The 25,892-nt window shown below is 44.1% G+C and carries 21 protein-coding genes; 20 read left to right on the top strand and 1 reads right to left on the bottom strand.

Translation table 11 applies throughout. The annotated features are described in order from the left end of the window. Window positions 1-56: 56 nt before the first annotated feature. From IGI86_RS11310 to IGI86_RS11230, 17 genes are all read left to right on the top strand, one after another. Window positions 57-1,346, top strand: a complete 1,290-nt coding sequence (locus IGI86_RS11310) for a glycoside hydrolase family 125 protein (protein ID WP_016613582.1) — start codon at window positions 57-59, stop codon at window positions 1,344-1,346. A 73-nt stretch (window positions 1,347-1,419) separates the two neighbouring features. Continuing rightward, on the top strand, window positions 1,420-4,098 hold the full coding sequence (locus IGI86_RS11305) for an alpha-mannosidase (RefSeq protein ID WP_430617298.1): 2,679 nt from the start codon (window positions 1,420-1,422) through the stop codon (window positions 4,096-4,098). A 3-nt stretch (window positions 4,099-4,101) separates the two neighbouring features. Continuing rightward, window positions 4,102-4,977 (top strand): ROK family protein, encoded by an 876-nt coding sequence (locus tag IGI86_RS11300; RefSeq protein ID WP_430617296.1) that lies wholly within the window; start codon window positions 4,102-4,104, stop codon window positions 4,975-4,977. Beyond that, on the top strand, window positions 4,970-6,361 hold the full coding sequence (locus IGI86_RS11295; RefSeq protein ID WP_430617295.1) for a glycoside hydrolase family 1 protein: 1,392 nt from the start codon (window positions 4,970-4,972) through the stop codon (window positions 6,359-6,361). Before IGI86_RS11300 ends, IGI86_RS11295 begins: the two co-directional genes overlap by 8 nt. Window positions 6,362-6,601: 240 nt before the next feature. Next, complete coding sequence (locus IGI86_RS11290) at window positions 6,602-7,483, top strand: ABC transporter permease (protein ID WP_139960178.1); 882 nt, start codon at window positions 6,602-6,604, stop codon at window positions 7,481-7,483. Between the two features lie 13 nt (window positions 7,484-7,496). Then, window positions 7,497-8,417 carry a carbohydrate ABC transporter permease gene (locus IGI86_RS11285; RefSeq protein WP_005225516.1) on the top strand — a complete coding sequence of 307 codons (921 nt, stop codon included), beginning with the start codon at window positions 7,497-7,499 and terminating at the stop codon, window positions 8,415-8,417. Window positions 8,418-8,444: 27 nt separating this feature from the next. Continuing rightward, the gene (locus IGI86_RS11280) at window positions 8,445-9,914 is read left to right on the top strand and encodes an ABC transporter substrate-binding protein (RefSeq protein ID WP_016613578.1); all 1,470 of its coding nucleotides are present in this window, start codon (window positions 8,445-8,447) and stop codon (window positions 9,912-9,914) included. Window positions 9,915-10,188: 274 nt separating this feature from the next. Then, window positions 10,189-10,809: a DUF624 domain-containing protein gene (locus IGI86_RS11275; protein WP_430617294.1), complete on the top strand. Its 621-nt coding sequence runs from the start codon at window positions 10,189-10,191 to the stop codon at window positions 10,807-10,809. Then, window positions 10,802-12,550 (top strand): sensor histidine kinase, encoded by a 1,749-nt coding sequence (locus IGI86_RS11270; RefSeq protein WP_430617293.1) that lies wholly within the window; start codon window positions 10,802-10,804, stop codon window positions 12,548-12,550. The genes IGI86_RS11275 and IGI86_RS11270 overlap by 8 nt, the downstream gene beginning before the upstream one ends. Continuing rightward, window positions 12,543-14,027: a response regulator transcription factor gene (locus IGI86_RS11265; RefSeq protein WP_194188399.1), complete on the top strand. Its 1,485-nt coding sequence runs from the start codon at window positions 12,543-12,545 to the stop codon at window positions 14,025-14,027. The genes IGI86_RS11270 and IGI86_RS11265 overlap by 8 nt, the downstream gene beginning before the upstream one ends. Window positions 14,028-14,134: 107 nt before the next feature. Further along, complete coding sequence (locus IGI86_RS11260; protein WP_430617292.1) at window positions 14,135-14,734, top strand: YczE/YyaS/YitT family protein; 600 nt, start codon at window positions 14,135-14,137, stop codon at window positions 14,732-14,734. 187 nt (window positions 14,735-14,921) lie between these two features. Then, window positions 14,922-16,142, top strand: coding sequence for an MFS transporter (locus IGI86_RS11255; protein ID WP_430617291.1), 1,221 nt, complete (start codon window positions 14,922-14,924; stop codon window positions 16,140-16,142). 123 nt (window positions 16,143-16,265) lie between these two features. Next, entirely contained in the window at window positions 16,266-17,597 is a 1,332-nt protein-coding gene (locus IGI86_RS11250) for an APC family permease (RefSeq protein ID WP_244732180.1), read from the top strand. Continuing rightward, window positions 17,594-18,553 (top strand): D-2-hydroxyacid dehydrogenase, encoded by a 960-nt coding sequence (locus tag IGI86_RS11245; protein ID WP_061054400.1) that lies wholly within the window; start codon window positions 17,594-17,596, stop codon window positions 18,551-18,553. The genes IGI86_RS11250 and IGI86_RS11245 overlap by 4 nt, the downstream gene beginning before the upstream one ends. 168 nt (window positions 18,554-18,721) lie before the next feature. Further along, entirely contained in the window at window positions 18,722-19,753 is a 1,032-nt protein-coding gene (locus tag IGI86_RS11240; protein WP_430617290.1) for a YibE/F family protein, read from the top strand. After that, window positions 19,750-20,511 carry a YibE/F family protein gene (locus tag IGI86_RS11235; protein WP_218193207.1) on the top strand — a complete coding sequence of 254 codons (762 nt, stop codon included), beginning with the start codon at window positions 19,750-19,752 and terminating at the stop codon, window positions 20,509-20,511. Before IGI86_RS11240 ends, IGI86_RS11235 begins: the two co-directional genes overlap by 4 nt. A 17-nt stretch (window positions 20,512-20,528) precedes the next feature. Beyond that, entirely contained in the window at window positions 20,529-21,050 is a 522-nt protein-coding gene (locus tag IGI86_RS11230; protein WP_074535022.1) for a GNAT family N-acetyltransferase, read from the top strand. An 82-nt stretch (window positions 21,051-21,132) separates the two neighbouring features. Here IGI86_RS11230 and IGI86_RS11225 read toward each other — a convergent pair whose 3' ends face one another. Then, window positions 21,133-22,131 carry a LacI family DNA-binding transcriptional regulator gene (locus tag IGI86_RS11225; protein ID WP_218193206.1) on the bottom strand — a complete coding sequence of 333 codons (999 nt, stop codon included), beginning with the start codon at window positions 22,129-22,131 and terminating at the stop codon, window positions 21,133-21,135. 255 nt (window positions 22,132-22,386) lie between these two features. Between IGI86_RS11225 and IGI86_RS11220 the strand changes: the two genes are divergently transcribed. From IGI86_RS11220 to IGI86_RS11210, 3 genes are all read left to right on the top strand, one after another. Further along, complete coding sequence (locus IGI86_RS11220; RefSeq protein ID WP_430617289.1) at window positions 22,387-23,658, top strand: extracellular solute-binding protein; 1,272 nt, start codon at window positions 22,387-22,389, stop codon at window positions 23,656-23,658. Between the two features lie 139 nt (window positions 23,659-23,797). After that, window positions 23,798-25,033 (top strand): carbohydrate ABC transporter permease, encoded by a 1,236-nt coding sequence (locus IGI86_RS11215; RefSeq protein ID WP_218193215.1) that lies wholly within the window; start codon window positions 23,798-23,800, stop codon window positions 25,031-25,033. Window position 25,034: 1 nt separating this feature from the next. Further along, complete coding sequence (locus tag IGI86_RS11210) at window positions 25,035-25,889, top strand: sugar ABC transporter permease (protein WP_008378938.1); 855 nt, start codon at window positions 25,035-25,037, stop codon at window positions 25,887-25,889. Window positions 25,890-25,892 lie beyond the last annotated feature (3 nt).

The raw sequence follows: 25,892 nt of genomic DNA, 5'->3' as shown, positions 1-25,892 counted from the left end.
GATTCATGATATACTAGGTTCGTAAATTGATATATCAAATCAGGGAAGGTGATGGAATGGTTTATAAAGAAATACCAACTTCAGTAGCAACATTTATGGAAACGATTACGGATCTATGCGGAGAAACGCATGCCGATTGGGCGAAAAATTTTAATGCAGCTTTTGCCAATACACTATTAACGACGGTCAAGCGTCATGAGGATGGCACGACCTTTTTACTGACGGGGGATATTCCAGCCATGTGGCTGCGAGATTCCACTGCACAAGTTCGTCCGTATTTGGTGATCGCCAAAGAAGATGAAGACTTAGCAAGTATGATCAGCGGGTTGGTCAAGAAGCAATTCTACTATATTACGATCGATCCTTACGCAAATGCCTTTAACGAATCAGCCAATGGCGCTGGCCACCAAACAGACGATACAGAAATGAACGATTGGATCTGGGAACGCAAATATGAGATCGATTCTTTGTGTTATCCGATCCAACTGGCCTATCTGCTATATAAAAACACAGGCAGAACAGATCAGTTCAATGATGATTTTGTAACAGGCATCAAAAAAGCCTTGGAGGTGTTTGTAACAGAACAAAACCATGAGGAATCCCCGTATCGCTTTGAACGGGATACCTGGCGAAAAGAAGATACCTTGACTCATGACGGCAAAGGCGCGCCGGTGAAACCCGTTGGCTTGACTTGGTCAGGTTTTCGACCAAGTGATGATGCCTGCAAATACGGCTATTTGATTCCCTCCAATATGTTTGCGGTGGTGGTCTTAGGCTATATCCAAGAAATCTTTACGACGGTTTTAGAAGACACAGCGATCGTGGCACAAGCGAAAAAATTGCAAGCAGAGATCGAAGCAGGGATTAAAGCATACGGGTTGACCAAAAATCAAGCTGGCGAAGAAGTCTACGCGTATGAAGTGGATGGATTCGGCAATGGCACACTGATGGATGACAGCAACGTGCCGAATTTGATCGCCGCCCCTTACTTGGGGTATGGCAGTATGGAAGATCCCCTTTATCTTCAGACCCGTAAAACGTTGTTGAGCAGTGAAAATCCGTATTTCTATGAAGGCAAATACGCTAAAGGCATTGGCAGCTCTCATACGCCAGAAAATTATGTGTGGCCGATCGCCATGGCAATGGAAGGCATGACCACCACTGACAAAGAAGAAAAGAAACGAATTTTGGATCAGTTAGTGGCGACAGATGCGGGTACAAATTTGATGCATGAAGGGTTCGATGTCGATGATCCTTCGCAATACACGAGAGAATGGTTCTCTTGGGCGAACATGATGTTTTGTGAATTGGTCATGGATTATTTCGATATCCGAGTGGAAAAATAAGCAGCACGACCCACGACCGTTCGAGTGACACAAAAAGCAGTCCAACGACGCAAACAGCGAGGAGTAAAAATCAATGAAGAAACAAGTTTATATCATCTCTCACAGCCACTGGGATCGGGAATGGTACATGCCTTACGAACAGCATCACATGCGGCTAGTTGAATTGATGGATGATCTTTTAGAGTTAATTGAAAATGACCCTGAGTTCCACAGCTTCCATCTAGATGGGCAGACGATCATCTTGGATGACTATTTAGAAGTGCGACCTGAAAAACGCGAAGCGGTCAAAGCGGCCATCAAACAAGGAAAATTACAGATCGGTCCGTTTTATATTTTGCAAGATGACTTTTTGATCAGTGCTGAATCAAACACCCGTAATATGCTGATTGGAATGGCAGAAAGCAAAAAGTGGGGCACCCCTGTTATGTTGGGGTATTTCCCAGATACTTTCGGCAATATGGGGCAAACCCCGCAAATGATGCTGCTAGCCAATCTTGAAAGTGCTGCATTTGGACGTGGCGTCAAACCAATCGGCTTTGACAACGAAGTTTTACCCGATGATCAATTTACTTCCCAATATTCTGAAATGCATTGGGAAGGTCCAGATGGCAGTCAAATCTTTGGTCTACTTTTTGCCAACTGGTACTCCAATGGCAATGAGATTCCAGTGGATAAAGCAGAAGCCAAAGCTTTTTGGACACAAAAACTGCAAGATGTAGAGAAATTTGGTGCCACCAATCATTACTTAATGATGAATGGGGTCGATCATCAACCTGTCCAAAAAGACATTTCGGCAGCGATTCGTACAGCTAACGAGCTTTTCCCAGAGTATGAATTCAAACACGCCAGCTTTACCGAATACCTTGAAGCGGTGCAAGCAGATCTGCCAGATGACCTAGGAACTGTCACAGGTGAATTGACCAGTCAAGAAACCGATGGTTGGTATACTCTAGCCAATACCGCCTCTTCCCGAGTCTATCTGAAACAATGGAATACAAAGGTTTCCCGCCAATTAGAAAATGTTGCGGAGCCATTAGCAACTATGGCTTATGAAGCAAGCGGCAGCTATCCACACGATATGTTGGATCATGCGTGGAAAACACTGATGCAAAATCATCCTCACGACAGTATCTGCGGCTGTTCAGTGGACGAAGTACACCGAGAAATGATGCCGCGGTTTGAAAAAGCCAATGAAATTGGTAAGTTCGTGGCAGATGAAGCGTTACGCAATTTAGTAGCCGCCATCGACACGAGCAGGTTTCCTGAGGAGAGTCGTCCCTTTGTGGTCTTCAACACCACTGGCAGCACCCGTTCTGGTTTAGTGGAAGTCGTGATCGAACTTGAGCGTAAAACATTCCGTGAAGGATTGCCAAGCAAGCTTTACCACGAATTATTGGCGAAGCCAAAAGGTTCTTATTCGGTGATCGATGAACAGGGGAAACCTGTTGCTGCGATCATAAGTGAAGAAGAGGTCCTTTTTGACTATGAATTGCCTAAAGATGCCTTTCGGATTCCTTTCATGAAACGCTTTGTCACGGTTCAAGTAGAAGCAAACCAGTTGCCGGAATTTTCATGGCAGACCTTTGCTCTAGTGGAAAAAGCCGCTACGCCAGTAGAGAGCGCACCGATCGTTTCAGAAGGAGGGCGTAAACTTGCCAACGCACATTTGGAAGCCGTCATTACTGAAAACGGCAGCTTGACGATTACAGACAAAGCAACCCAAAAAACGTATCGCAATTTACTGGTTTTCGAGGATGTGGGGGATATCGCCAATGAGTACATCTTCAAACAACCAGAAGGGGATCAAGCAATCTTATCGACGCAATTTCCGCATCAGGTGACGATCGAACAAAACGATCCGCTGGTGGGAATTGTGCGACTGACACAAGAATTACAGATTCCTGTTTCAGCAGATGACCGTTTGTTAGAAGAACAAAAAGCTGTCGTCGATTTCCGTTTCCGTAAAGCACAGCGGAGTCAAGAATTGGTTGCTTTCAAGATCGAGACGGAGATTCGCTTAGAACGAACCAGCAACCGCCTGGCATTTAAAACCACCGTCAACAACCAAAGCAAAGATCACCGACTGCGGGTTTTATTCCCAACAGGGATCATCACGGATTTCCATGAAGCTGACAGCATTTATGAAGTCGTAAAACGGCCGAATCAGGTTTCCAGTCATTGGGAAAACCCAACGAATCCGCAGCATCAACACGCCTTTGTCAACTTGCATGATGAAACAGGCGGCATGACGGTTTCTAATTTTGGTTTGAACGAATATGAAATCGTGAAGGATCAGATCTGCTTGACCTTGTTGCGCTGTACGGGAGAGCTAGGCGATTGGGGATACTTCCCAACACCAGAAGCGCAATGCTTAGGCAGCCACACCTTTGAATATGGCGTAGCCTGTCATGGGGCTCCTGAAGAACGTTATGAAACGTATCGCCAAGCACAAGCTGCCCAAGTTCCTTGGACGGCAAGCCAGACCGACAAGCATCAAGGCAAGCTAGCCAGCAGCAACCAATACATGGAAGCTCATGGAACGACGGTAGCTATCACCGCCTTAAAACGCAATCGCCAAGACCAGCAGATCGTTTTGCGGGGCTATAATTTGGCGGATCAAGCCACTGCCTTTCATGTGCAAAAAGAGCAGGCGACACTCTGTCTGTTGAACCTATTAGAGGAAGAACAAGCATCGTCCGTCAATGAGCAATTACACCCATATGAAATTCGAACCATTGGAGTAAAGGAGTGAGAAATGATGGTTTACGGAGGAATTGAAGCCGGCGGCACAAAAATGATTTGTGCCGTTGCCGATGAACAGCTGACGATCATCGCCCAAGAGTCGATCCCAACGACAACGCCAGAGGAAACGTTAGCGGCGATCTTTGCCTTTTTCGATCCCTACGATCTCGTGTCATTAGGGGTCGGTTCCTTTGGTCCGATCGGGATCGATCCAACCCAAGCGACCTATGGCCACATACTAGCCACGCCGAAACAGGGCTGGCAGCAGTTCGATTTTCTCGGTGCGTTGAAGAAGCGCTACCCAGAGACAGCATTTGCTTGGAGAACAGATGTCAATGCTGCCGCTTATGGAGAATTACGCCAAGGAGCGGCACAAGGCAAAGACAGCTGTGTCTATTTGACGGTCGGGACCGGCATTGGCGCCGGGGTCGTTCGTGAAGGAAAGATTTTCGAAGGGATCGGTCATCCAGAAATCGGTCATACCTATGTCAAACGCCACAGTGAAGATATGTATGCTGGTACATGCCCGTATCACGGCGACTGTTTGGAAGGATTAGCCGCAGGGCCTTCTTTGGAAGGACGTACGGGGATCAAAGGACAAGACTTGCCGCAAGCGCACGAGATTTGGGGGTTGCAGGCCTTTTATCTTGGGCAAGCGCTGGTCAATATCACGTTAACTTTAGCACCTGAGATAATCATTTTAGGCGGTGGGGTCATGAATCAGCCGCATTTACTCGCTCAAATCCAACAAGCCTTCCTGAAACAAATGGCAGGCTATATGGAGACACCACCAGTGGAAGACTACATCGTCACTTGGGGCTTGCCGAACAAAAGTGGCATTATCGGCTGTCTCTTGTTAGGCAAAGAGCAGGTGACTGCCCATGACTAACCTGCATTTTCCTAAAGATTTTTGGTGGGGGGCCGCCGCCAGCGGTCCACAAACTGAAGGACGAATGGCCGATGATGGCAAAGGCGATTCGATTTGGGACTATTGGTACGCAACGGAGCCAGAACGTTTTTATCAAAAACGGGGACCCAAAGATACCGTCCAACTGCTGCAGCGTTACCCAGAAGATGTGGCGTTGATGAAAGAGATCGGCTTTAATTCTTTTCGAACCTCGATCCAGTGGAGTCGCTTGCTGCCAGAAGGAAGAGGGGCGGTCAATCAACAAGCGGTGGCATTTTATCGCGAGTACTTCGCCACTTTGATCGATCATGGCATCGAGCCCTTCATCAACTTGTATCATTTTGATATGCCGATGGCACTGCAAAAAGAAGGCGGCTGGCTCAATCGCGAGACTGTCACAGCATTTGCAGATTATGCCGCTTTGTGTTTTGAATTGTTCGGTGATCAAGTCCGCCATTGGTTCACGCAAAATGAACCGATCGTGCCAGTGGAGATGGGGTATTTGTATCAGCAGCATTACCCAGCAGAAATCAATTTGGCTCACGCGGTGCAAGTTGGCTACCATGAAGCACTCGCCAGCGCCTTAGCGATCCAACGCTTCCGTCAGTCTCAGCAACCAGGCGAAATCGGCATCATCTTGAATTTGACACCGACTTATCCGAAAGATCCGAACGACGAAAAAGATGGCCAAGCGGCGCAACTGGCAGATGCCTTTTTCAACCGTTCCTTCTTAGATCCTGCCGTCAAGGGCACCTTTCCGGAAGAATTGATCGCTGTCTTAAACGAGTTGGCGATCATGCCAGAAACCAGAGCCGAAGATTTACAGATCATTAAAGAAAACACGGTCGATCTCTTGGGGGTCAACTATTATCAGCCAAGGCGGGTGCAGCAAAAGCGTTCTGCCAAAACAGCGGACACACCAATGCCAGAAGATTACTTCGATGTTTATGATTGGCCAGAAAAGAAAATCAATCCCCATCGAGGCTGGGAGATATATGAACGAGGCATCTATGATACCTTGATCAACCTACGAGACAACTATGGCAATATCCCATGTTATATTTCAGAAAACGGTATGGGGGTCGAAGATGAAACACGCTTTATCGATGCCAGCGGTCAGATCCAAGATGAGTACCGCATCACCTTTATCAAAGATCATTTGCGGTATGTTCACCAAGCGATCCAAGAAGGCAGCCAGTGCCGCGGGTATCACATGTGGACCTGTATGGACAATTGGTCTTGGCTGAATGAATTCAAAAATCGTTACGGGTTTATTGCCGTCGATTTGGCTACCCAAAAACGGACCATCAAAAAGTCCGGTGAGTGGTTCCACGAAGTGATTCTACAAAACGGCTTTGTCGACTGAACATTCATAAAAAACAAATCAATGAAGCGTCCTATCTTGCAAAAGGTAGGACGTTTTTCTGGTTTTTAGAGAATAAAAACAAAATATAAACAAAGACCTTTAATTTGTTTCATTTTATCTTTAGTTTGTTCCTTATTTTTTAGGGATGAAAGCGTTATTCTAGTAGCATGAAGGAGATGATGAGATGTGAAGAAAAAGGGGTTTTGGAGGAATGTCTGGCAATACAAAGCGTTGATATTGATGGCTTTGCCAGGTGTTGTCTGGTTTATCTTTTTTTTCTATATACCTGTATTCGCAAATGTGGTGGCGTTCAAAGATTTCCACATTTCACCAGACGGCTTTTTTGCCAGTTTGAAACAAAGCCCATGGGTCGGCTTTGATAACTTTAAATTTTTATTTGCATCCAATGATGCTTGGCTGATCACTAGAAATACGCTACTCTACAATATCGTATTTTTAGCATTCAACCTATTCTTTGCGATTGCCTTTGCCATTATAATGAGTGAGCTACGCAGTAAGCGTTTGGTAAAAGTTTATCACACGATGTCACTGCTGCCGTACTTCCTTTCTTGGGTGGTTATTTCGTACTTTGTCTATGCCTTTTTGAGTCCAGACAAAGGGATCATCAACCAATGGATCACGGGTATGGGCGGTGAAGGAATCAACTGGTATGCTGATCCGAAATGGTGGCCGTTTATTTTCGTCTTTATGAATGTCTGGAAGAGCTTAGGCTACAACAGCATCATCTATTATGCGTCAGTGGTCGGGATCGATCAGACGTATTACGAAGCCGCGATGGTCGATGGCGCCAGCAAATGGCAGCAGATCAAAAATGTGACGTTGCCACAACTGATTCCAATGATTTCCGTCTTGTTGATTTTGAACATCGGTGGGATCTTCCGTGCCGACTTCGGACTTTTCTATCAAGTCCCACGAAACTCTGGGGCATTGTACCAAGTCACCTCCGTTTTAGATACGTACATTTATAATGGACTGACTGCCACAGGCGACTTCGGGATGACCGCAGCTGCCGGCCTTTATCAATCAGTGGTTGGGGCATTATTATTACTAACAGCGAATTTGGTTGTTCGTAAACTAGAACCAGATTCAGCATTATTCTAAGGAGGATGGATAAATGAAGAAAAAAGTAACGAAAGTCGAGATCCGCTCCTTTAACCCAACGGTCAACCTGATTTTTAATATCGTGATTGGTTTGTTCGCGATTTCCTGTGTCTTGCCGTTTCTCTTTGTGATTGCGATCTCATTGACCAGTGAAACCTCTTTGGCAGAAAACGGCTATCGTTTTTGGCCACAAGAATTTTCGTTCGCAGCATATACCTACCTGTTTAGCGGACAAATGAGCAGCAAAATTTTCCAAGCATTTGGCGTATCTATTTTTATCACTGTTTTTGGTACCTTCGTCAATGCAACGATGACTTCGCTATATGCCTATGTCATCTCTCGCTCAAATTTTCCATTCCGTCGGTTCTTTACGATCTTCGCTTTGATCACCATGTTATTTGCGCCAGGGATGGTTGCCAATTACTTAGTGATGGTCAACTTGATCCAATTGAAAGACACGATTTGGGCATTGATCTTACCCCTTGCCTTAGGGCCTTTTAATATCCTTGTTATGCGGACCTTCTTTAAAAAGACGGTACCAGATAGTATTATAGAATCTGCGCGGATCGACGGTGCCAGCGAAATGAAGATTTTTCTATCCATCGTGTTGCCGTTAGCGGTTCCAGGGATCGCGACGATCAGTCTATTTGCCGCTCTTGGCTATTGGAACGACTGGTTCAATGCATTGTTGTATATTCAAAAAGACTCTTTAGTGCCGTTACAAGCACTTTTGATGCGGATTCAAAGCAATTTGGACTATCTAGCCAAAAGCTCCGGCATGGCTGCCCAGATCCAAGGCGGTTTGGCCGCTTTGCCAAGCGAAACTGCTCGCATGGCAATCGTTGTTGTTGCAACCTTACCGATTGCGATCACCTATCCATTCTTCCAACGGTATTTTGTCGGTGGTCTGACAATTGGTGGCGTCAAAGAATAATCAAATAAGTATAGGGAGGAAACAAAAATGAATTTGTGGAAAAAAACAGCTTTTGCTGGGATGGCCGCAGCGGCAACTTTGGGAATGGCTGCCTGTGGGTCGAACGGCGCAACATCCGATTCAGAAAACAATGCAGACGGCGTAACGACTTTATTGATGTATCAAGTCGGGGACAAGCCAGAAAACTTTGATCAATTGATGGAGATCGCCAATAAACGCATTGAAGAAAAAACCAACGCTCGCATCGATCTGCAGTATATCGGCTGGGGTGATTGGGATCAAAAAATGAGTACCATCATTTCATCGGGTGAAAACTACGATATTTCCTTTGCCTCAAATTACGTTGCGAATGCGCAAAAAGGCGCGTATGCAGATTTGACGGAGTTAGCACCAAAATATGCCAAAGAAGCGTATGATCAATTAGACGAATCTTATATCAAAGGCAATACGATCGACGGAAAATTATATGCCTTTCCAGTCAACGGCAATATTTATGCCCAACAAGTCTTGACCTTCAATAAACAATATTTAGACAAATATGATTTGGATATTAGCGGGATCGAATCTTATGCAGATGCCGAAGACGTGTTGAAGAAGTTCAAAGAAGAAGAACCAAACATCGCACCGTTTGCGATCGGACAAACCTTTAATGTTTCTGGAAACTATGATTATGTGATTGGGAAAGATTACCCATTTGCTGTCAAATTGGATGGCGATACAACGAAGATCATCAATCAATACGAAGATGATGAACAAATGGAAAACTTGAAATTGATGCACAAATGGTACAACGAAGGCTTGATCCCAACCGATGCAGCCACCAATACAACTGGTTACCCATTAGAAGGCAACACATGGTTCATGCGTGAAGAAACCCAAGGACCAATGGATTACGGCGATACGATCTTAAGCAATGCCGCAGGTCATGAATTGGTTTCACGTCCAATCACGAAACAATTAAAATCAACCGGACAAGCGCAAATGGCAAACTTTGTCGTAGCGAATGTTTCGAAAAACAAAGAAAAAGCAGTGGAAGTGTTGGGCTTGTTGAACAGCGATCCTGAATTGTTGAATGGATTGGTTTGGGGTGTCGAAGGCGAAGCATGGGAAAAAATCGAAGGCCAAGACAACAAAATCCGTCTCCTTGATGGCTACTTGCCAAATACCCGGATGGCTGCTTGGAACACTGGAAACAACATGATCCTTTACACACAAGAATCCATCACAGACGATATGATCAAAGAGCGTGATGAAAACATCGCTAACGCGGAAGCATCACCAATCTTAGGGTTCAACTTCAAGACTGATAACGTGAAAACAGAAATCACGAATATCGCCAATGTCATGAACCGTTACAAAGCAAGTTTAGCAACCGGAACGATCGATCCAGAAGAAAATGTTCCGAAACTAAACGAAGAATTAAAAACCGCTGGCTGGGAGAAGGTCCGCGATGAAATGCAAAAACAATTTGATGAGTACCGCGCAAGCCAAGAATAAGCAACAGGTGGTTCTCATAAATCAATAGATCAAGCAAGCCGGAGGCTAAACGCATCAGGACCAATGGTTCCCACGTCTAGCTTTTGGCTGCTTTTTCTTTTAAAGTAAATAGCAAAATCTTTGATAAAAAACGTTACTTTTGTTTTTAACGTTCAAACAGCAAGCATGTTGCATCTAAAACGTACATAGCATTAAAAGATTCTCAGGTAGCTTGAGTAGGAAGCTGAAATCATGCTACATTTTCGGTAGGGAACAAATAAGGGAGGAATTTTAAATGGAAGAAACAGCAAATAGCGGGTTGGTCAAGGGCTTTCGCTTGATTTGGGCGATCGTGAAGTTGAATTTGTTTTTTGTCGTATTGACGCTTGCCGGTGGTGGAATCTTAGGAATCGGTCCAGCGTTTCATACCATCAGTGCTTTGATCCACGAAGATGGACTGAACTATGAGAATCAAAGCTTTCGTAGTGCATGGCGCATTTGGCGCAACGTCTTTGTCAAGGCCAACAAGCAGTTTTATCTGTTTTTCCTACTGACAGGGTTCTTAGTGTATAACTTGTATTTAGCTACCCAGATCCAAGGCTTGATTTGGTTGATGATCTCTTTTGTTTTAGTTGTTGTCAGTGGATTGAGTGTTTTACTGTACCTGTTAAGTGTGGTTTTTGACACGTCTTATGAGATTTCCTTTTGGAATAACCTGAAATTGTCCTTTGTGTGTCTGTTTCTTCATATGGCGACCTTTCTAAAATTACTGGTTGGGATCGCTAGTATTCTAGTTTTTACTTGGATGATGAAAGGGCTCTTGCTCTTTGGAACATTCAGCTTACTGATTTTATGGTGCCATGTGGCGATCAGCCAGGAAAAAAACGTCATTGATCGGGATTTGGCACATGACTAAGTGGCGTTTTCGTTTGTTCAAACATGATTTTTTGATCAATCAGTTGATGCAGCTGTACAGTGTACTCTTGGTGATCATCTCCATCATTATTATGTTGGTCCTGACCGCTTATACCGGAGCGGATCGTTTTACTACGAGTGAACGTTTAGTGGAGAGCACAAGCTTGCAGCTGGATGCTTACGTGCAAGATCAAAATACCGTTGTTTCAACGGTACTTGGCGAATTTACTAGTTCAGATACCGCCTTTGAATCATTACGCAACTATTTGCAGCTTTCATTGCCAGATTATTTTTCCTATAGTAATGATATTTTTCGCCAGACGGGACAGAGTGTATACTTGCCCAATATTCTCTATCGTTTGATTCGTAATCATCCTAGTATCGAAGAGATCATCATTCAATTGGATGAAAGCAATGAGACATTAGTGGCAACGCCGGATACACCTTATGGAGAAAAACACAGCGGCAAACAGATTGATTTAAAAAATCGTCTGTTTTTTGTTCGTTCGATCGCCCAACCAAGTAATTATGCCCAGCCCTTAGGACAAGTCTACGTGATCTTTCGTTCAGACGATGTTTTAGCCAATCGACAAGAAGACAACCAAGTTCATGGAATCAACAGTTTTTTGTTTACCTCAAATGGTCAGCGCCTTTACAAGGATGCCACGAACCTCAGCAAGGAAACTTTAGCTAAAATAGATCAGGCGGTTGCTCACGGAACCATTCACGACACTCTTTCGGAAGACTTTTATATCAAAAAACAAACCACTGTCAGCGGAGAAGTGTCCCTGGTTTTGTTGTCAAAAAGGGTGATCTGGCGTGATATTTTTTCTAGTGCCATCTGGATCTTTAGTTTCGGGATCGGGATTCTCTTATTAGTCCTATGGGTGCTTCATCGCACCTTTAAGCGCTATACATCGCAAGTACAGCAGATCGTCTATGCGACGAAAGAAGTCAGCCAAGGGAATTTTGACAAACGGATCGATACCGCCAATGTCCAACAAGAGCTGAAAGAAATCGCAGAAGCCATCAATCAAATGACCTACAGTATCAACGAGTACATCAAAGATATTTACACGCTAGAGATCAAACAACGGGATGCCGACATGCGGGCGCTGCAAGCACAGATCAATCCGCATTTTCTCTATAACACATTAGAATACATTCGAATGTATGCCTTGAGCCGCAACCAAGAAGAGCTGGCGGATGTCGTCTATGCTTTTTCGGCACTATTGCGGAACAACACGACGCAAGAAAAGACGAAGACCTTAAAAGAAGAAATCGATTTTTGTGAAAAATATGTCTACTTGTTTCAGATGCGCTACCCAGATAAGATCGCCTATCATGTAACCATCGATCCGGCATTAGAACAGTTGGAATTGCCGAAGTTCACACTGCAGCCACTTGTCGAAAACTATTTTGTTCACGGTATCGATTATCAGCGCAATGATAACGCCATCAGTATCAAAGCTTATAAAGAAGCCGGTCAAATCGTGATTGAAGTCAAAGACAACGGCAAAGGCGCAGATCCGCAGCAGTTAGGGATGATTCATGAAGAATTGCAAAATCAGGAGATCGGAGCCCAAACCTCAATCGGGATCAAAAATGTTCACGAACGGTTGCGGGGCATGTTCAATGGCGCTTATCAAATGGACGTTACGTCTCAAGCAGCCGCTGGGTTTACGGTCAAGATCCGTCTAGATGAAAACAATTTGCAAAGGGGGCATGAGGCAGATGTATAAAGCAATGTTCGTTGATGATGAATATATGATCTTGCAAGGGCTGCAAATGATCTTGCCTTGGCAAGAGCTGGGCTTTGAGGTGGTGCATACAGCGAAAAGTGCTAGTGAGGCCCTCGAGTATCTACAAGAACATTCCGTTGATTTGCTGATCACGGATATTCGGATGCCAGAAATGAACGGCATCGATATGATCCGCCAAGCGCAAGCGTTTGGGAATCGATTTTTTTCGATCATTCTATCTGGTTATCAAGAGTTTGCCTTTGTCAAACAAGGCATGGCGTTAGGTGTGCGTAATTATCTAGTCAAACCTGTTAACAAAGAAGAACTGCGTAGCAGTGTTCAAGCGATTGCAGCTGAGTTAGAGGAGCAGCAAAAACTGTTGGCAGAAAAAGAACTTTATCAAGAATCAAGCCTGTTGCTTTGGTTGAATGATGAATTGAACGAAAGCGAGTACCTCCATTTGCTGGCGCAACAGCGGGTGCCGCTAGCAGCACCCTTTACCGTTTTGCAGTTCAATGGGACTGCCGAGATCTTACAAAAAATCACGACGTTTTTTCAGCAAAACGATCAGCCATTGATCTTACCAGGGCGATTAGATGAAAACCAAGTGATCATTACCGCAGCCGGACCAAGACAGCAAATCAACGCTGACTTAAAAGCACTAGCCCAGCAGCTTAATAGTAAAGACTGGCAGTTGATCATGAGCGAAACCATCAACGAGTGGGAGAATTTGTATAAAGCCTATGAGAAAATCAAGCAGGTTCAATCGTTGCAAGCCTTCTATCCAGATCTGTTTTTACAAGAACAGACGATCCACGTGGATATATTAGAGCGAAACGAAGAACTACCGTTTCTATCTTTTAACAAAGCGCTGACCATAGGGGATGTTAAAACAATCCAACATGAGCTAGATAAAATGTTCGCTATTTTGGAACAAACCCAAGCAGACCCTGAACATGTTCGCTATGTTTCTTTTTTGTTGTTCAATGATATTTATCGGCAACTGCCGGTGCTTTCCCAAGAAAACCATGAGCAGATTTTGGCACGGATTCGCGAGTCCAATACATTGGCAGATTTGCGGCAACTTTTTGATGATGTGTTGGAGCTGGCCAAATCGCAGCCGCCGCAAAAACGTTATTCAGAGATCGTTCAAAAGACGATCCAGCTGATTGAAGAAGGCTACACCCATGATTTGACGGTCAAATCAGCGGCAGAAGAACTGCACGTTAGCGTTGTTTATTTGGGGCAACTCTTTAAGAAAGAAACGGAAATGAGTTTTAATCAGTATGTCAATCTGGTGCGCATCAAGCAAGCCCAACAGCTGCTGCTTCATTCGAAAGCCACGATCAGTGAGATCGGGGATCGCATTGGTTACAACAATACCAACTATTTTTCCAAAATGTTTAAGAAATTGAATGGTTTGACCCCCAAAGAGTTTCGCGATACCTATGAACAGCATTATGAATCCCTTGATTGAATTTAGATTTCTTCAAAAAAAATCCGGTTTTTGTGATTAAATGATAGTAATTGTGACGCTTTCACGGTAAACTAAGAGAGGAAAAATAAAGAAGAGAGCGTGATGTTGTGAAAGAAACCAAAAAATTTGCACAAGTTTTGATAGGTACCGGGCTGATTGCGTTAGCCATATCCTTATTGATCACTGCCCATCAAGGATATGATACGATCAGTACGTTTTTGTTAGGAATTTTGAATTTTATCGATGTCCCTTTTTGGATAGCCAGTTTGTGTTTTAACATTGTTGTTTTGTTGATCGTTGCAGTCTTTGATCGTGCCGAATTAGGCATTGGCAGTTTTATCAACGGGATCGGCTTAGGCTTGTTGATTGGGATCTTTGAACCAGTGATGGACAAAGTATCAATTCATTTGCCTTTCTACCCATGGATCGCTATTTTCGCTGCACCGATCTTATTTGGCATCGGCGCCGGCATTTACGTTTCTTCCAACAAAGGTTCAGCGGCGTTAGAAGCCTTGACGGCCTTGATCTATAAACGAAGCAAATTGACCCAAAAAACGATCCGTATCGGCTTGGATGCAGCCATGGTCTTGATCGGTTTTGCGCTAGGCGCCAGTGTTGGGTTAGGTACTCTCTTGTGTATCGTCTTTATTGGCCCAATCTTTGAAGCCACCATGAAAACCATCGCTGCTCGGAAGAAAAACGCCTAGCCTTGAAAATAAGTCGGAAAAGCTGTCTGTAAGGACAGCTTTTTTGCTGCTTCCATTTAAGGAAATCATCTGAAGAAAGAGGAATCCTGATTTCCTTAAGATTCTCTGGGTAAAAAAAGTGTTTTCTCCATGGTTCCCGGCTGATTGGACTTGGTATACTGATAAGACGAGTAAAGGAGAAGTGAAAATGAAAAGTTATCGTTCGACGATTGCGGCTTGCTTTGTAGGGTACATCGTTCAAGCCGTGATCAATAATTTTGCCCCCTTATTATTTTTGACCTTTCAAAGTCAATACCAGCTACCAATCAGCCAGATAACTTTGTTGGTCAGTTTTAACTTTTTGACTCAGTTAGCCGTCGATTTTGCAGCAATCTTTTTTGTAGACCGTATCGGCTATCGTATTTCGATCGTAGCGGCGCATTTTTTTGCAGCGATCGGCTTGATTGGTTTAGCCATTTTTCCCTTATGGTTTCCGACCCCGTTTAGCGGATTATTAGCAGCGGTTTTGCTGTATGCCATTGGCGGTGGCTTGCTGGAAGTTTTAGTCAGTCCCATCGTTGAAGCCTGTCCAACGGAACATAAGGAAAAAAAGATGAGCATGCTGCACTCGTTTTATTGCTGGGGGTACGTGGGGGTCGTTTTGTTCTCAACGGCGTTCTTCATGGTGTTCGGTATTCAACAGTGGCCGATTTTAGCGATCGTCTGGGCGCTGATCCCGTTGGTCAATTTGTTTTTCTTTACCAAAGTCCCGTTGGCGCCAATCGTTGCCGAAGGAGAACGAGGGTTGACCACTCGGCAGCTCTTTTCCTTGAAAAGCTTTTGGCTGTTTCTGGTGATGATGGTCTGTGCTGGAGCCAGCGAACAAGCAGTCAGCCAATGGGCATCGACCTTTGCTGAACAGGGCTTAGGTGTTAGTAAGACACTAGGCGATTTAGCAGGACCGATGGTTTTTGCCTTGATGATGGGGATCTCCCGCTTGCTTTACGGCAAATTTGGAGAACGAATCGATTTGAAACGCTTTATGTTTTTGAGTGTTTTGCTTTGCCTACTGGCGTATATGATGATCGGCTTTGCTTCATTGCCATTGATCGGGTTCCTTGGCTGCGGCTTAAGCGGTTTTGCCGTAGGGATCATGTGGCCGGGGGTCTTTAGTCTTTCTGCGCAATACATTCGCAACGGCGGGACGGCGCTATTTGCTTATTTGGCATTAGCGGGAGATCTAGGATGTTCAATCGGACCCGCTGTCGTCGGTAGCATCGTCGAATGGACGGGACAACAGCTGCAGGTTGGGATTTTAGGTGCGATCATTTTCCCGATCATCTTGCTGGCAGGAATTTATTTGGTTCAACAAATGCACAAAAAACGACAGCTTCCGTTGCTGGTTTTTCAAGAATCCACAAAAGAATAAAAAAATTTTGGAGCAAATGCCGTCTTTTCATGGTATTTGCTTTTTGTTTTCTGAAATTCCTCTAGTCAAGATAGTTTCTATCCGCTATACTTTGACTTATTCATTTAAAAAGGAAGTGATGTTGTGAAAAGTCAATTGAAAAAAGAAATCAGTTTTTTTGGGGCATTATCGACAGTAATGGGAACGGTGATTGGCGCCGGCGTGTTTTTCAAAGCAGCGGCTGTGGTCCAGCAGACCCAATCGACTGGATTGACCTTGTTGGTTTGGCTGCTTGCCGGCTTTCTAACGATTTGCGGCGGTTTGACCGTGGCAGAGTTAGCGACGGCGATTCCTGAGACCGGCGGACCTATTCGATATATCGAAAGAATTTATGGGAAATTACCCTCCTTTTTATTAGGCTGGGCACAAAGTATCATTTACTTTCCAGCGAACGTGGCGGCTTTAAGTATTATTTTCGCAACACAATGTTTGAACTTATTTCATCTACCTAGCAATTATTTGCTTCCTTTATCGATTTTGACCGGAACGAGTGTGACCTTGATTAATCTTTTGGGAACAAAAGCTGCAGCTCAAGTCCAGTCCGTCACCTTAGCAGTCAAGCTTATTCCGATTGCGGTGATTATCGTGGCTGGCCTGATGACACCAGGTCAAGTATCGGTCTCATTGGTGGATTTTTCTTCCAATACTCAAGGCTCCCTTGCAGCTGGTATCAGTAGTGCCCTCTTAGCAACCCTTTTTGCTTATGATGGCTGGATGGGGGTCGGCAATGTCGCTGGAGAAATGAAGCGACCCGAAAAAGATTTGCCTAAAGCCATCATCTTTGGGTTGAGTTTTGTTACCTTGGTGTACGTGTTGATCAATGTTGCGTTTTTAAAAACATTGCCGATCAATCAAATCGCTGGTAATTTGAACAGTGCCTCAGAAACTGCGATGGCCTTGTTCGGCAGTTTTGGCGGAAAACTGGTCACGATCGGTATCTTGATCTCTGTTTATGGCGCATTGAACGGCTATACAATGACTGGCTTGCGGGTCCCATATGCGATGGCGTTGGAAGATGAGATTCCTTTCAGTAAGACCTTTGCGACCCTAAGCAAAACCACTAATGCACCCTATGCGGCGGCCTTTTTACAATTAGGGATCGCTTGTATCATGATGCTTTTAGGCACCTTTGATCTTTTGACCGATATGCTGGTTTTTGTTATGTGGTTCTTTAGTGTATTATTGTTTGTAGGAGTTTTTCGTTTGCGAAAAACAGAACCGCAGATGAAGCGTCCGTATAAAGTTCCCTTCTATCCAATCATTCCCTTGGTTGCGATTTTAGGCGGCTGTTTTATCTTGATCATGACCTTGATCACTGACACGTGGTTAGCAGTCGTGGGAATCGGCGTGACGTTACTAGGAATTCCCGTTTTTTATGGAAAAGCAAAAGGAAAAGCGAGAGGGGCGAAAGAATGAAGATCGTTGTACTTGATGGCTATGCGTTGAATCCAGGGGATTTGGCTTGGCAAGGGTTTGAAGAATTAGGAGAGGTGACGGTGTATGATCGTACCTCATATACAGATAAACAAGAAATAATTGATCGAATCGGTGATGCCGAAGCGATTTTGACAAATAAAACACCGATCACCGCTGATGTGCTCAAAGCATGTCCGCAATTGACCTACATTGGGGTACTAGCAACTGGATACAATGTCGTTGATTTGGCAGCAGCGAGGGAACAAGGAATCACCGTGACCAATATTCCTAGCTACAGTACCAATGCAGTGGCACAAGCGACCTTTGCTTTGCTGCTGGAAGTGACGAACCAAGTGGGACACCATAATCGTTCCGTGCATCAGGGTGACTGGCAAACCAGCAAAGATTTTTCTTATTGGCAGACGCCATTGATGGAATTGGCAGGCAAAACGATTGGGCTGATTGGATATGGTGCGATCGCTCAAGCAGTTGCCACGATCGCACATGCGTTTCAATTGAAAGTAATCTACTTTAATCATCGACCAAAACCAGCACAAGCTGCTTGGGCAAAACAAGTGTCGTTGGCGGAACTGTATCAAGAAGCAGATATCATTAGCCTTCATGTTCCACAGTTTCCTGAGACAGAAAAAATGATCGATCGCACAGCTTTGGCACAAATGAAACCTTCTGCGATCCTGATCAATACCTCGCGTGGCGGCTTGATTGATGAAGCAGCAGTTGCTGAAGCGCTGAAAACCGGGCAGATTGCAGCCTTGGCGGCAGATGTCGTCTCGAAAGAACCGATTGCAGCGGACAATCCCTTGTTGCAAGCACCAAATTGCTATTTGACGCCGCATATCGCTTGGGCGCCCGTCGAAACCCGACGTCGTTTGATGGGGATCGCTGTGGCGAACCTAAGCGGCTTTAAAGCAGGTACAGCGCAAAATGTCGTGTAAGCAAAACGAGCAATTAAAAGGACTTTGACAAAGCAGGCGACTAGTAAAGCAGTTAGTCTCGCCAACACAGTAACCATTTCGACCAGTCATCTAGCCTCATAAGGTGGTCGGTCGTAGGACTGGTGGTTTGTCTAAGTCTTTTTTTGCTGAAAAAGAAAGGAGACGGTCTTGAAAAAGTATTATTATCTAGCGGTCTTTATCAGCTTGGTTGTCTTTAGCTGGCTGATCCAAACCCAAAGTAGCCGCTTTTATGCACAGCCGATTATAGAAGTACAGACGGTTCAAGTCACAGCCGATCAGCAGCAGATTCAAGGGATCCTTCGCAACGGAGAAGAAGCTGGGGTACTGCGGACAGTCACTACGCAATACACCCCCAACGGTGCGATTCATCCGTTGTATCAGAACGGACAACAGCTGCTTTTGCAAAAAGAAGGGGATGGCTGGCAGGTACAAGCACAAAAACGGGATGGGTATCTCTTTTTCTTCCTTGCCTTATTCCTGATGGCAGTAGTCGCAATTGGTGGCAAAAAGGGCTTACGGGCTTTGCTTAGTATCTTTGTGAATACTGGCTTGCTGCTCCTTTTTCTTTGGTTTCACAAAGGCAACAGCTCCTTTTCATTGGTCTTTTTGATGATCGTTTTTACGATCGTCTCGTTGGTTTTGACGATGGGGATTTCCTATGGCTTTCGTACGATCGACAGCCGCAAAATCATTGCCTCGTTAGCCAGCGTCCTCTTGGCGTTTTTTCTCTGTCGGTTCGCCATGGATCTTTTGCAAGATCATGGGTTGCGCTATGAAGAAATGTCGTTTCTGACCCGTCCGTATCGCAGTGTCTATCTAGGGAGTCTGCTGATTGGCGCGATTGGTGCCAGCATGGACAATATCGTCATGCTGATTGCCAGTTTAGATGAGATCCAACGCATCAATCCCCAGACGAGCCGCAAGGAACGATTAGCGATCGGTCGGTCCATCGCGCAAGATACGACTTCTTCGATGATCAATGTCTTGTTGTTTGCCTATTTAAGTGGGAGTATGCCAGCGCTATTGTTTTACCTAGCAAATGGCTGGCTGCTGTCGCAAGCATTGCCGATGCATCTTTCTTTAGAAATAGTGCGTACATTATGCGGCGGCTTTGCGCTGGTTTTATCGGTACCGTTGACGCTTCTTTGCTTTGAACTACAAAGGAGGAAAGCAAAATGACTGTTTTGTTTGTGTTGATCTTGCTTTTTCTCTTGCTGACTTTCGCTGTTTTTCGGATCGAAGGGCTGTTTCAAGTCACAGGTCTGTTTATGAATGTGGCCGTCTTTCTAGCGCTACTGGTCCTGATTGACCGAGGGGCACCGATTTTACCAGCGGCTTGTGTTGCCTTTTTAGCCGTGGCGGCGATCACCTTGTTTTTCGTGAACGGCGTCAATCAGAAAACCAAAATTGCCTTTGTCTGTGTGTTGGTCTTTCTAGGGCTTTTTCTACTATTATTTCCTCTTGTGCTCTCTGCAATGAATCTTCATGGGTTTTCGGCAGAGGAACTCGATGAGTTGGCGATGTATTCCTTTGATGTAGCTATCGATTTTAAGACATTGATGACTGCGATCATTTTGATGAGTTTTTCGGGGGCGGTGGCAGATGGGAGTATGGCGATCAGCACTGCGACCTATGAACTTTTTCAAGCAAACCCGCAAGTCTCAATCAAGGCATTAAGTAAAAGTAGTATGACAGTGGTATCAGACGTATTGTCTTCGACGATCAATACCTTATTGTTTGCCTTTATGGGAAGTAATCTGGCGTTGATTGCGTGGTTTCAAGATTTGTCGATCTCCTTTGGTGAAATGATCAATTCAAAGGCGTTCGTCTCAGAATTGATCGTTTGTTTGATCACGGGGCTGGCAGCGGTGATTATTTTACCCATCACCGCATGGTCAGCGAGTTGGTATTTTTTGAAAAGAAACCGAATGGAATAGGAAGGAGCGCAACCACCATGGAACCACTAATTGAAACTAAGCGATTAGTGCTGCGAGAAATGAGTCATGACGATCGACCAGCGATTGAAAAGATTTTGCAAGATCCAGAAGTTATGATTGCCTATGAAGGACCCTTCAGTGAGCAAGAAGTCACTGGTTGGATCGACAAACAGCTGCAACACTATCAAAACGATCACATTGGCTTGTGGCTAGTGATTGAGAAAGCATCCGGGCAAGCGATCGGTCAATGCGGGTTGACATGGCAAGACGTCAAGGGAGAAGCCGTTTTAGAAATTGGGTACTTGTTTCAAAAGAACTTCTGGCATCATGGGTTTGCCACAGAAGCCGCCCAGGCCTGTAAAGACTATGCGTTTGCAACGCTGAATGCCGCCATTGTTTATTCGATCATTCGTGAGACCAATCAAGCCTCCATAAATGTGGCATTGCGCAATGGAATGAAGCTGGTGGATCGCTTTGTTAAACACTATCGACAAGTGGACATGCCGCATCTTGTGTATGCTGTGGCGAAAGAGATGTGAAAAACGAAAGAATGCTTTTTTCGATTTAGACAATGAAATGCCCCTAGGAAGTTAGCTTTTTCTAACTTTCTAGGGGCGTTTTTTATGCTTGCGTAAAGCTTTTTCGTTCGATGAGTTCAGCCCCTAAAAGGACTGTTTTGGTGATTGTTCGAGGATGAACGATCTGATCCACCAATAAATCGATCGCGGTTTTGGCGATTTCCTCCACATCGATGTTAAACGTTGTTAGTGGGGGAGCCACAAATTTTGCGATCTCATTGTCATTGATACTGATTAATTCCAAGCGATCAGGAATGATGATAGATCGTTCATTTAACGCTTGGAGCACACCAACTGCGACGGTGTCAGAAGCCACAAAGAGCGCCTCTGGCAAATTGTCACCAAGGGATTCCACCATTTTTTTCGCCAAACGATAGCCGGTTTCAACGGAAAAATTGCCACCAGTAAACAGGAACGCCTCATCGAACGCATCTCGACGAGCCAGCGTTTGACGGAAGATGATCTCGCGACTATCCATTTCTGCACGTTGAGTATCAGGGTTTAGATAAGCGCCACCAATAAAGCCGATCTTACGGTATCCTTTTGTTAAAAACAGATCGATCGCCAGTTGCGTCATTCGATCAGTATCGGGTTTGACCGTATCGAACAGCTCTGGACAGGGGTTGATTTCCAAAAGGACACCATAGGGGCAAACGGATTTGAACTGCTGCGTTTCTTTCTCAGTGAAAGAGCCAATCCCAATAAACCCGGCGACCTCTTGCAATGTTTCTAAAACATCATCTTCATGGGTGATCAGTTGAATTTCCAAATTGTTGATTTTCGCATATTTTTCTAAAGAGATTCGCAATTGTCGAAAATAGACATCTTGAAGCTCTTCTTGTTCTGTCAGCCAGAAAAGGACGGCGATTTTTTCTAGTGTTGTTTTTATTTTTGAGCGATCATAACCTAGTGATAAAGCGGTATGAATAATTTTTTGACGCGTATCGGCTGCGATCGACAACGATTCGTCGCCTTTCAATAATCGGGAAACAGTCGCTTGTGAAAAGCCTGATTGCTCGGCAATTTTTTTTATTGTAACCAATCTTCTTCACCTCTTTCTTCTAGTATACGCTAACAACTTTACCAAGTAAATGAATTTACTAAATATATTTACTGAATAGTGGAAGTTAATAACATAGAGGTATTTCGAAAAAAATATTTGTGTGATAAACCTTGATTTTATCCGTTTATTTACTCCTTTGAAGAAATTAATTTAGTAAAACTATTTACATATTAAGTAAAATAATTTATTATAAACAAGAAGATAGCGTTTGCAAAATAAAGAAAAGGTGGAGAAATGATGATGAAAAAAATGTCTCGAGTTCTTTTTTTAAGTGTAGCAGCTTTAGGATTAGGTGCTTGCGGTCCACAAAGTGAAGGGACAGATAGTACTGCAGCAAATAGTGGCAGCGATAAGGACTATGATCTATTGGTCTGGGAAGACCAAGCAAAATCAGCTGGGATTGAAGAGGCAGTCAAACAATTTGAAGAAGAACACGATGTGACGATCAAAGTGGTCGAAAAAGCCTATGGTGGACAGATTGAAGATTTACGATTGGATGGACCCGCTGGTACAGGTGCGGATGTCATCACAATTCCTGGTGATCAAATCGGTACAGCAGTTACCGAAGGGTTGTTGAAAGAATTAACAGTCGATCAAACGCTACAAGATCTGTATACGGAATCAGCAATGCAATCGCAAATCTTTGATGGCAAAGTTTACGGCTTACCAAAAGCGGTTGAAACACAAATTTTGTATTATAACAAAGAGCTAATTTCCGAAGAAGACTTGCCACAGACAACGGATGAGTGGCTAGAGTATTCTAAATCTGTTTTAGGTGCTGACAGTTATGGGTTACTGGCATTATGGGATCAAATTTATTACGCACAAGGTGTATTGAGCGGTTATGGCGGTTATGTTTTTGGCGAGAATGCCGATGGATCCTATGACCCTGAAGATATTGGATTAGCTAATGAAGGTGCGATCGAAGGAGCGGACTATATCCAACAGTTTTATGATGCAGGTGTTTTTCCATCCGGATTGGTCGGTGAACAAGGAATCAATGTGTTGGACTCTTTATTTACGGAAGGAAAAGCTGCAGCTGTCGTCTCGGGACCATGGAACTTGTCTCCTTATAAAGAAGCGGGCATCGACTATGGTGTGAAAGAATTGCCATTATTAGGGAATGGTGAACATATGGGCTCCTTTATCGGTGTCAAAAGCTACAACGTAAGTAGCTATTCCCAAAACCCTGAATTAGCTGAAGCGTTCGTGAAATTTATCAGCAATGAGGAGAATTCAAAAGTCCGTTATGAAAAAACACAAGAAGTACCAGCGGTTGCTTCTTTGGCAGATGATCCATCAGTTCAAGAAAGTGAAAGTGCTGCAGCCATCGCCGCTCAGTCCCAACACGCAGAACTAACACCAGGGATCACTGAAATGAATTCAGTATGGGAACCAATGGATGCCGCATTGCAAACCATTGCTACTGGAAAGGCTGAACCGAAAACAGCTCTACCACAGGCAGTCGATCAGATCAAATCAGCCATTGCAGCAATTCAAAACTAAAAAGTCGTTACGAGGACAAACGTTTCGGATGGTGATTCAGCACTAGGAATCAAGTAATGCCGAACGAAACGTTTGTCAGCGGCTTTTTCTTACAGGGGGCGAAAATGTGAAAAACACGCAGTCGTATGCAAAACGAGCAATGCTATTCTCGATAATACCAGGATTCGGTCAATTTTATAATCGGCAAAAAAGCAAAGGCGCTTTATTTTTCTTCTTTTTTGCTATGTATCTTGTCGTCTTTAAAGATTTATTTAATATGGGACTTTGGGGCATCGTGACATTAGGCGTGGAAGTGCCGAGAGACAATTCCATCTTTTTATTAGCAGAAGGATTAGTTGCCTTGATCGTCATCGGTTTTGGTCTGTTGTTCTATTATTTAAACATCCGTGATGCCTATAAAAACGGCGAATTAAGAGACAATGAGCTACCAGTCAACTCTATCCGTGAAAGCTACCAGGCACTATTAAGAGAAGGCTATCCTTATTTAATGAGTAGCCCAGCATTTTTCTTACTCGTGTTTTCTGTTATTTTTCCGATTCTCTTTAGTATCGCGTTAGCTTTTACGAACTATGATCTCTATCATTCTGCACCTGCCAATTTAGCAGATTGGGTGGGATTAGAGACCTTTAAGAAGATTTTTACTGTCGATATTTGGCGTAGTACCTTCTTCAATGTTCTAGGCTGGACAGTTATCTGGACCTTGATCGCCTCAACGTTACAAGTTTCTATCGGAATATTTTTAGCGGTGCTGGTGCATCAAAAAGAACTACGATTCAAAAAGTTCTTTCGAACGATTTTGATCCTCCCATGGGCAGTTCCGGGATTTGTTACGATCTTGGTATTTTCAGGAATGTTCAATGATTCCTTTGGTGCGATCAATAATACGATTTTGAATTTCTTCCAGATTTCACCGATTCCTTGGCTAACGAGTGCGAATTGGACCCGTTTAGCTTTGTTACTGATTCAAGGCTGGCTAGGCTTTCCGTATATTTTTATCGTGACTACAGGGACGCTGCAATCCATTCCTGATGATTTGTATGAGGCGGCGACCATCGATGGTGCTTCAGCTATGCAAAAATTCCGACGAATCACATTGCCATTACTGCTTTATGCAATGGCACCAATTTTGATTACGCAATATACGTTTAACTTCAACAATTTCAATATCATTTATCTGTTTAATTCTGGCGGACCGGCAGTTCCTGGTTCGACCGCTGGTGGTACCGATATTTTGGTTTCATGGATCTATAAGCTCACGATGCAAAATAGTCAATATGCACTAGCAGCAGCATTGACGATTCTCTTATCGATCGTCGTGATCGCGATTGCTTTATGGCAATTCCGCCGAACAAATTCATTCAAGGAGGTTGGATAACATGAAGGCAGCAAGTATGAAAAAACAAAAATTTGTCCGCCTATCCTTGACATATCTTGTACTGATTTTTACGGTAGTGGTGATCGTCTACCCTTTACTATGGACGATCGGTGCTAGTTTTAATCCTGGGAACAGTTTAATAAGTACGAGTCTGATTCCGACGAGTCCGACATTAAGTCACTACACGAAATTGTTTGCTGGTGACAACTCGCTATATTATAGTCAATGGTATTTGAATTCATTGAAAATCAGTGTATGCACTATGTTCCTGTCACTGATCTTTGTCTCCATGACGGCTTATTCCTTTTCACGGTTTCGTTTTACAGGCCGTAAAAATGGATTGATGCTGTTCTTACTACTACAAATGATCCCGCAGTTCTCTGCCTTGATCGCAATTTTTGTACTGGCGCAAATGCTCGGCTTGATCAATAGTCATTGGTTGCTGATCTTGATTTACGTTGGGGGTCAGATTCCCATGAACACGTACTTATTGAAAGGATATTTTGACTCGATTCCGTTAGATTTAGACGAGAGTGCCAAGATAGATGGTGCAAGCAATACGCGAATATTCTGGCAAATTTTGATTCCATTATCTCGACCAATGCTCGCAGTGGTTGCCATGAATGGTTTCACCGGACCACTGGGAGACTTTGCCCTGTCTTCAGTGATTTTACGTAATCCTGAGTACTATACATTACCCATCGGGTTATACAAATTAGTCACGGATAAAATGGGTGCCAGCTATACGACTTTTGCGGCAGGGGCCATTTTGATCAGTATTCCGATCGCGCTCGTCTTTATTGCATTACAAAAACATTTTGTCACCGGTTTGACCGCTGGCGGCACAAAAGGATAGGAA

Source organism: Enterococcus sp. AZ188, from assembly GCF_050544075.1.
In the GTDB taxonomy this organism is placed as follows: Bacteria; Bacillota; Bacilli; order Lactobacillales; family Enterococcaceae; genus Enterococcus_D; species Enterococcus_D entomosocium.
The sequence above is the reverse complement of the archived record's forward strand: the minus strand, read 5'-3'. Positions and strand labels throughout refer to the sequence as shown.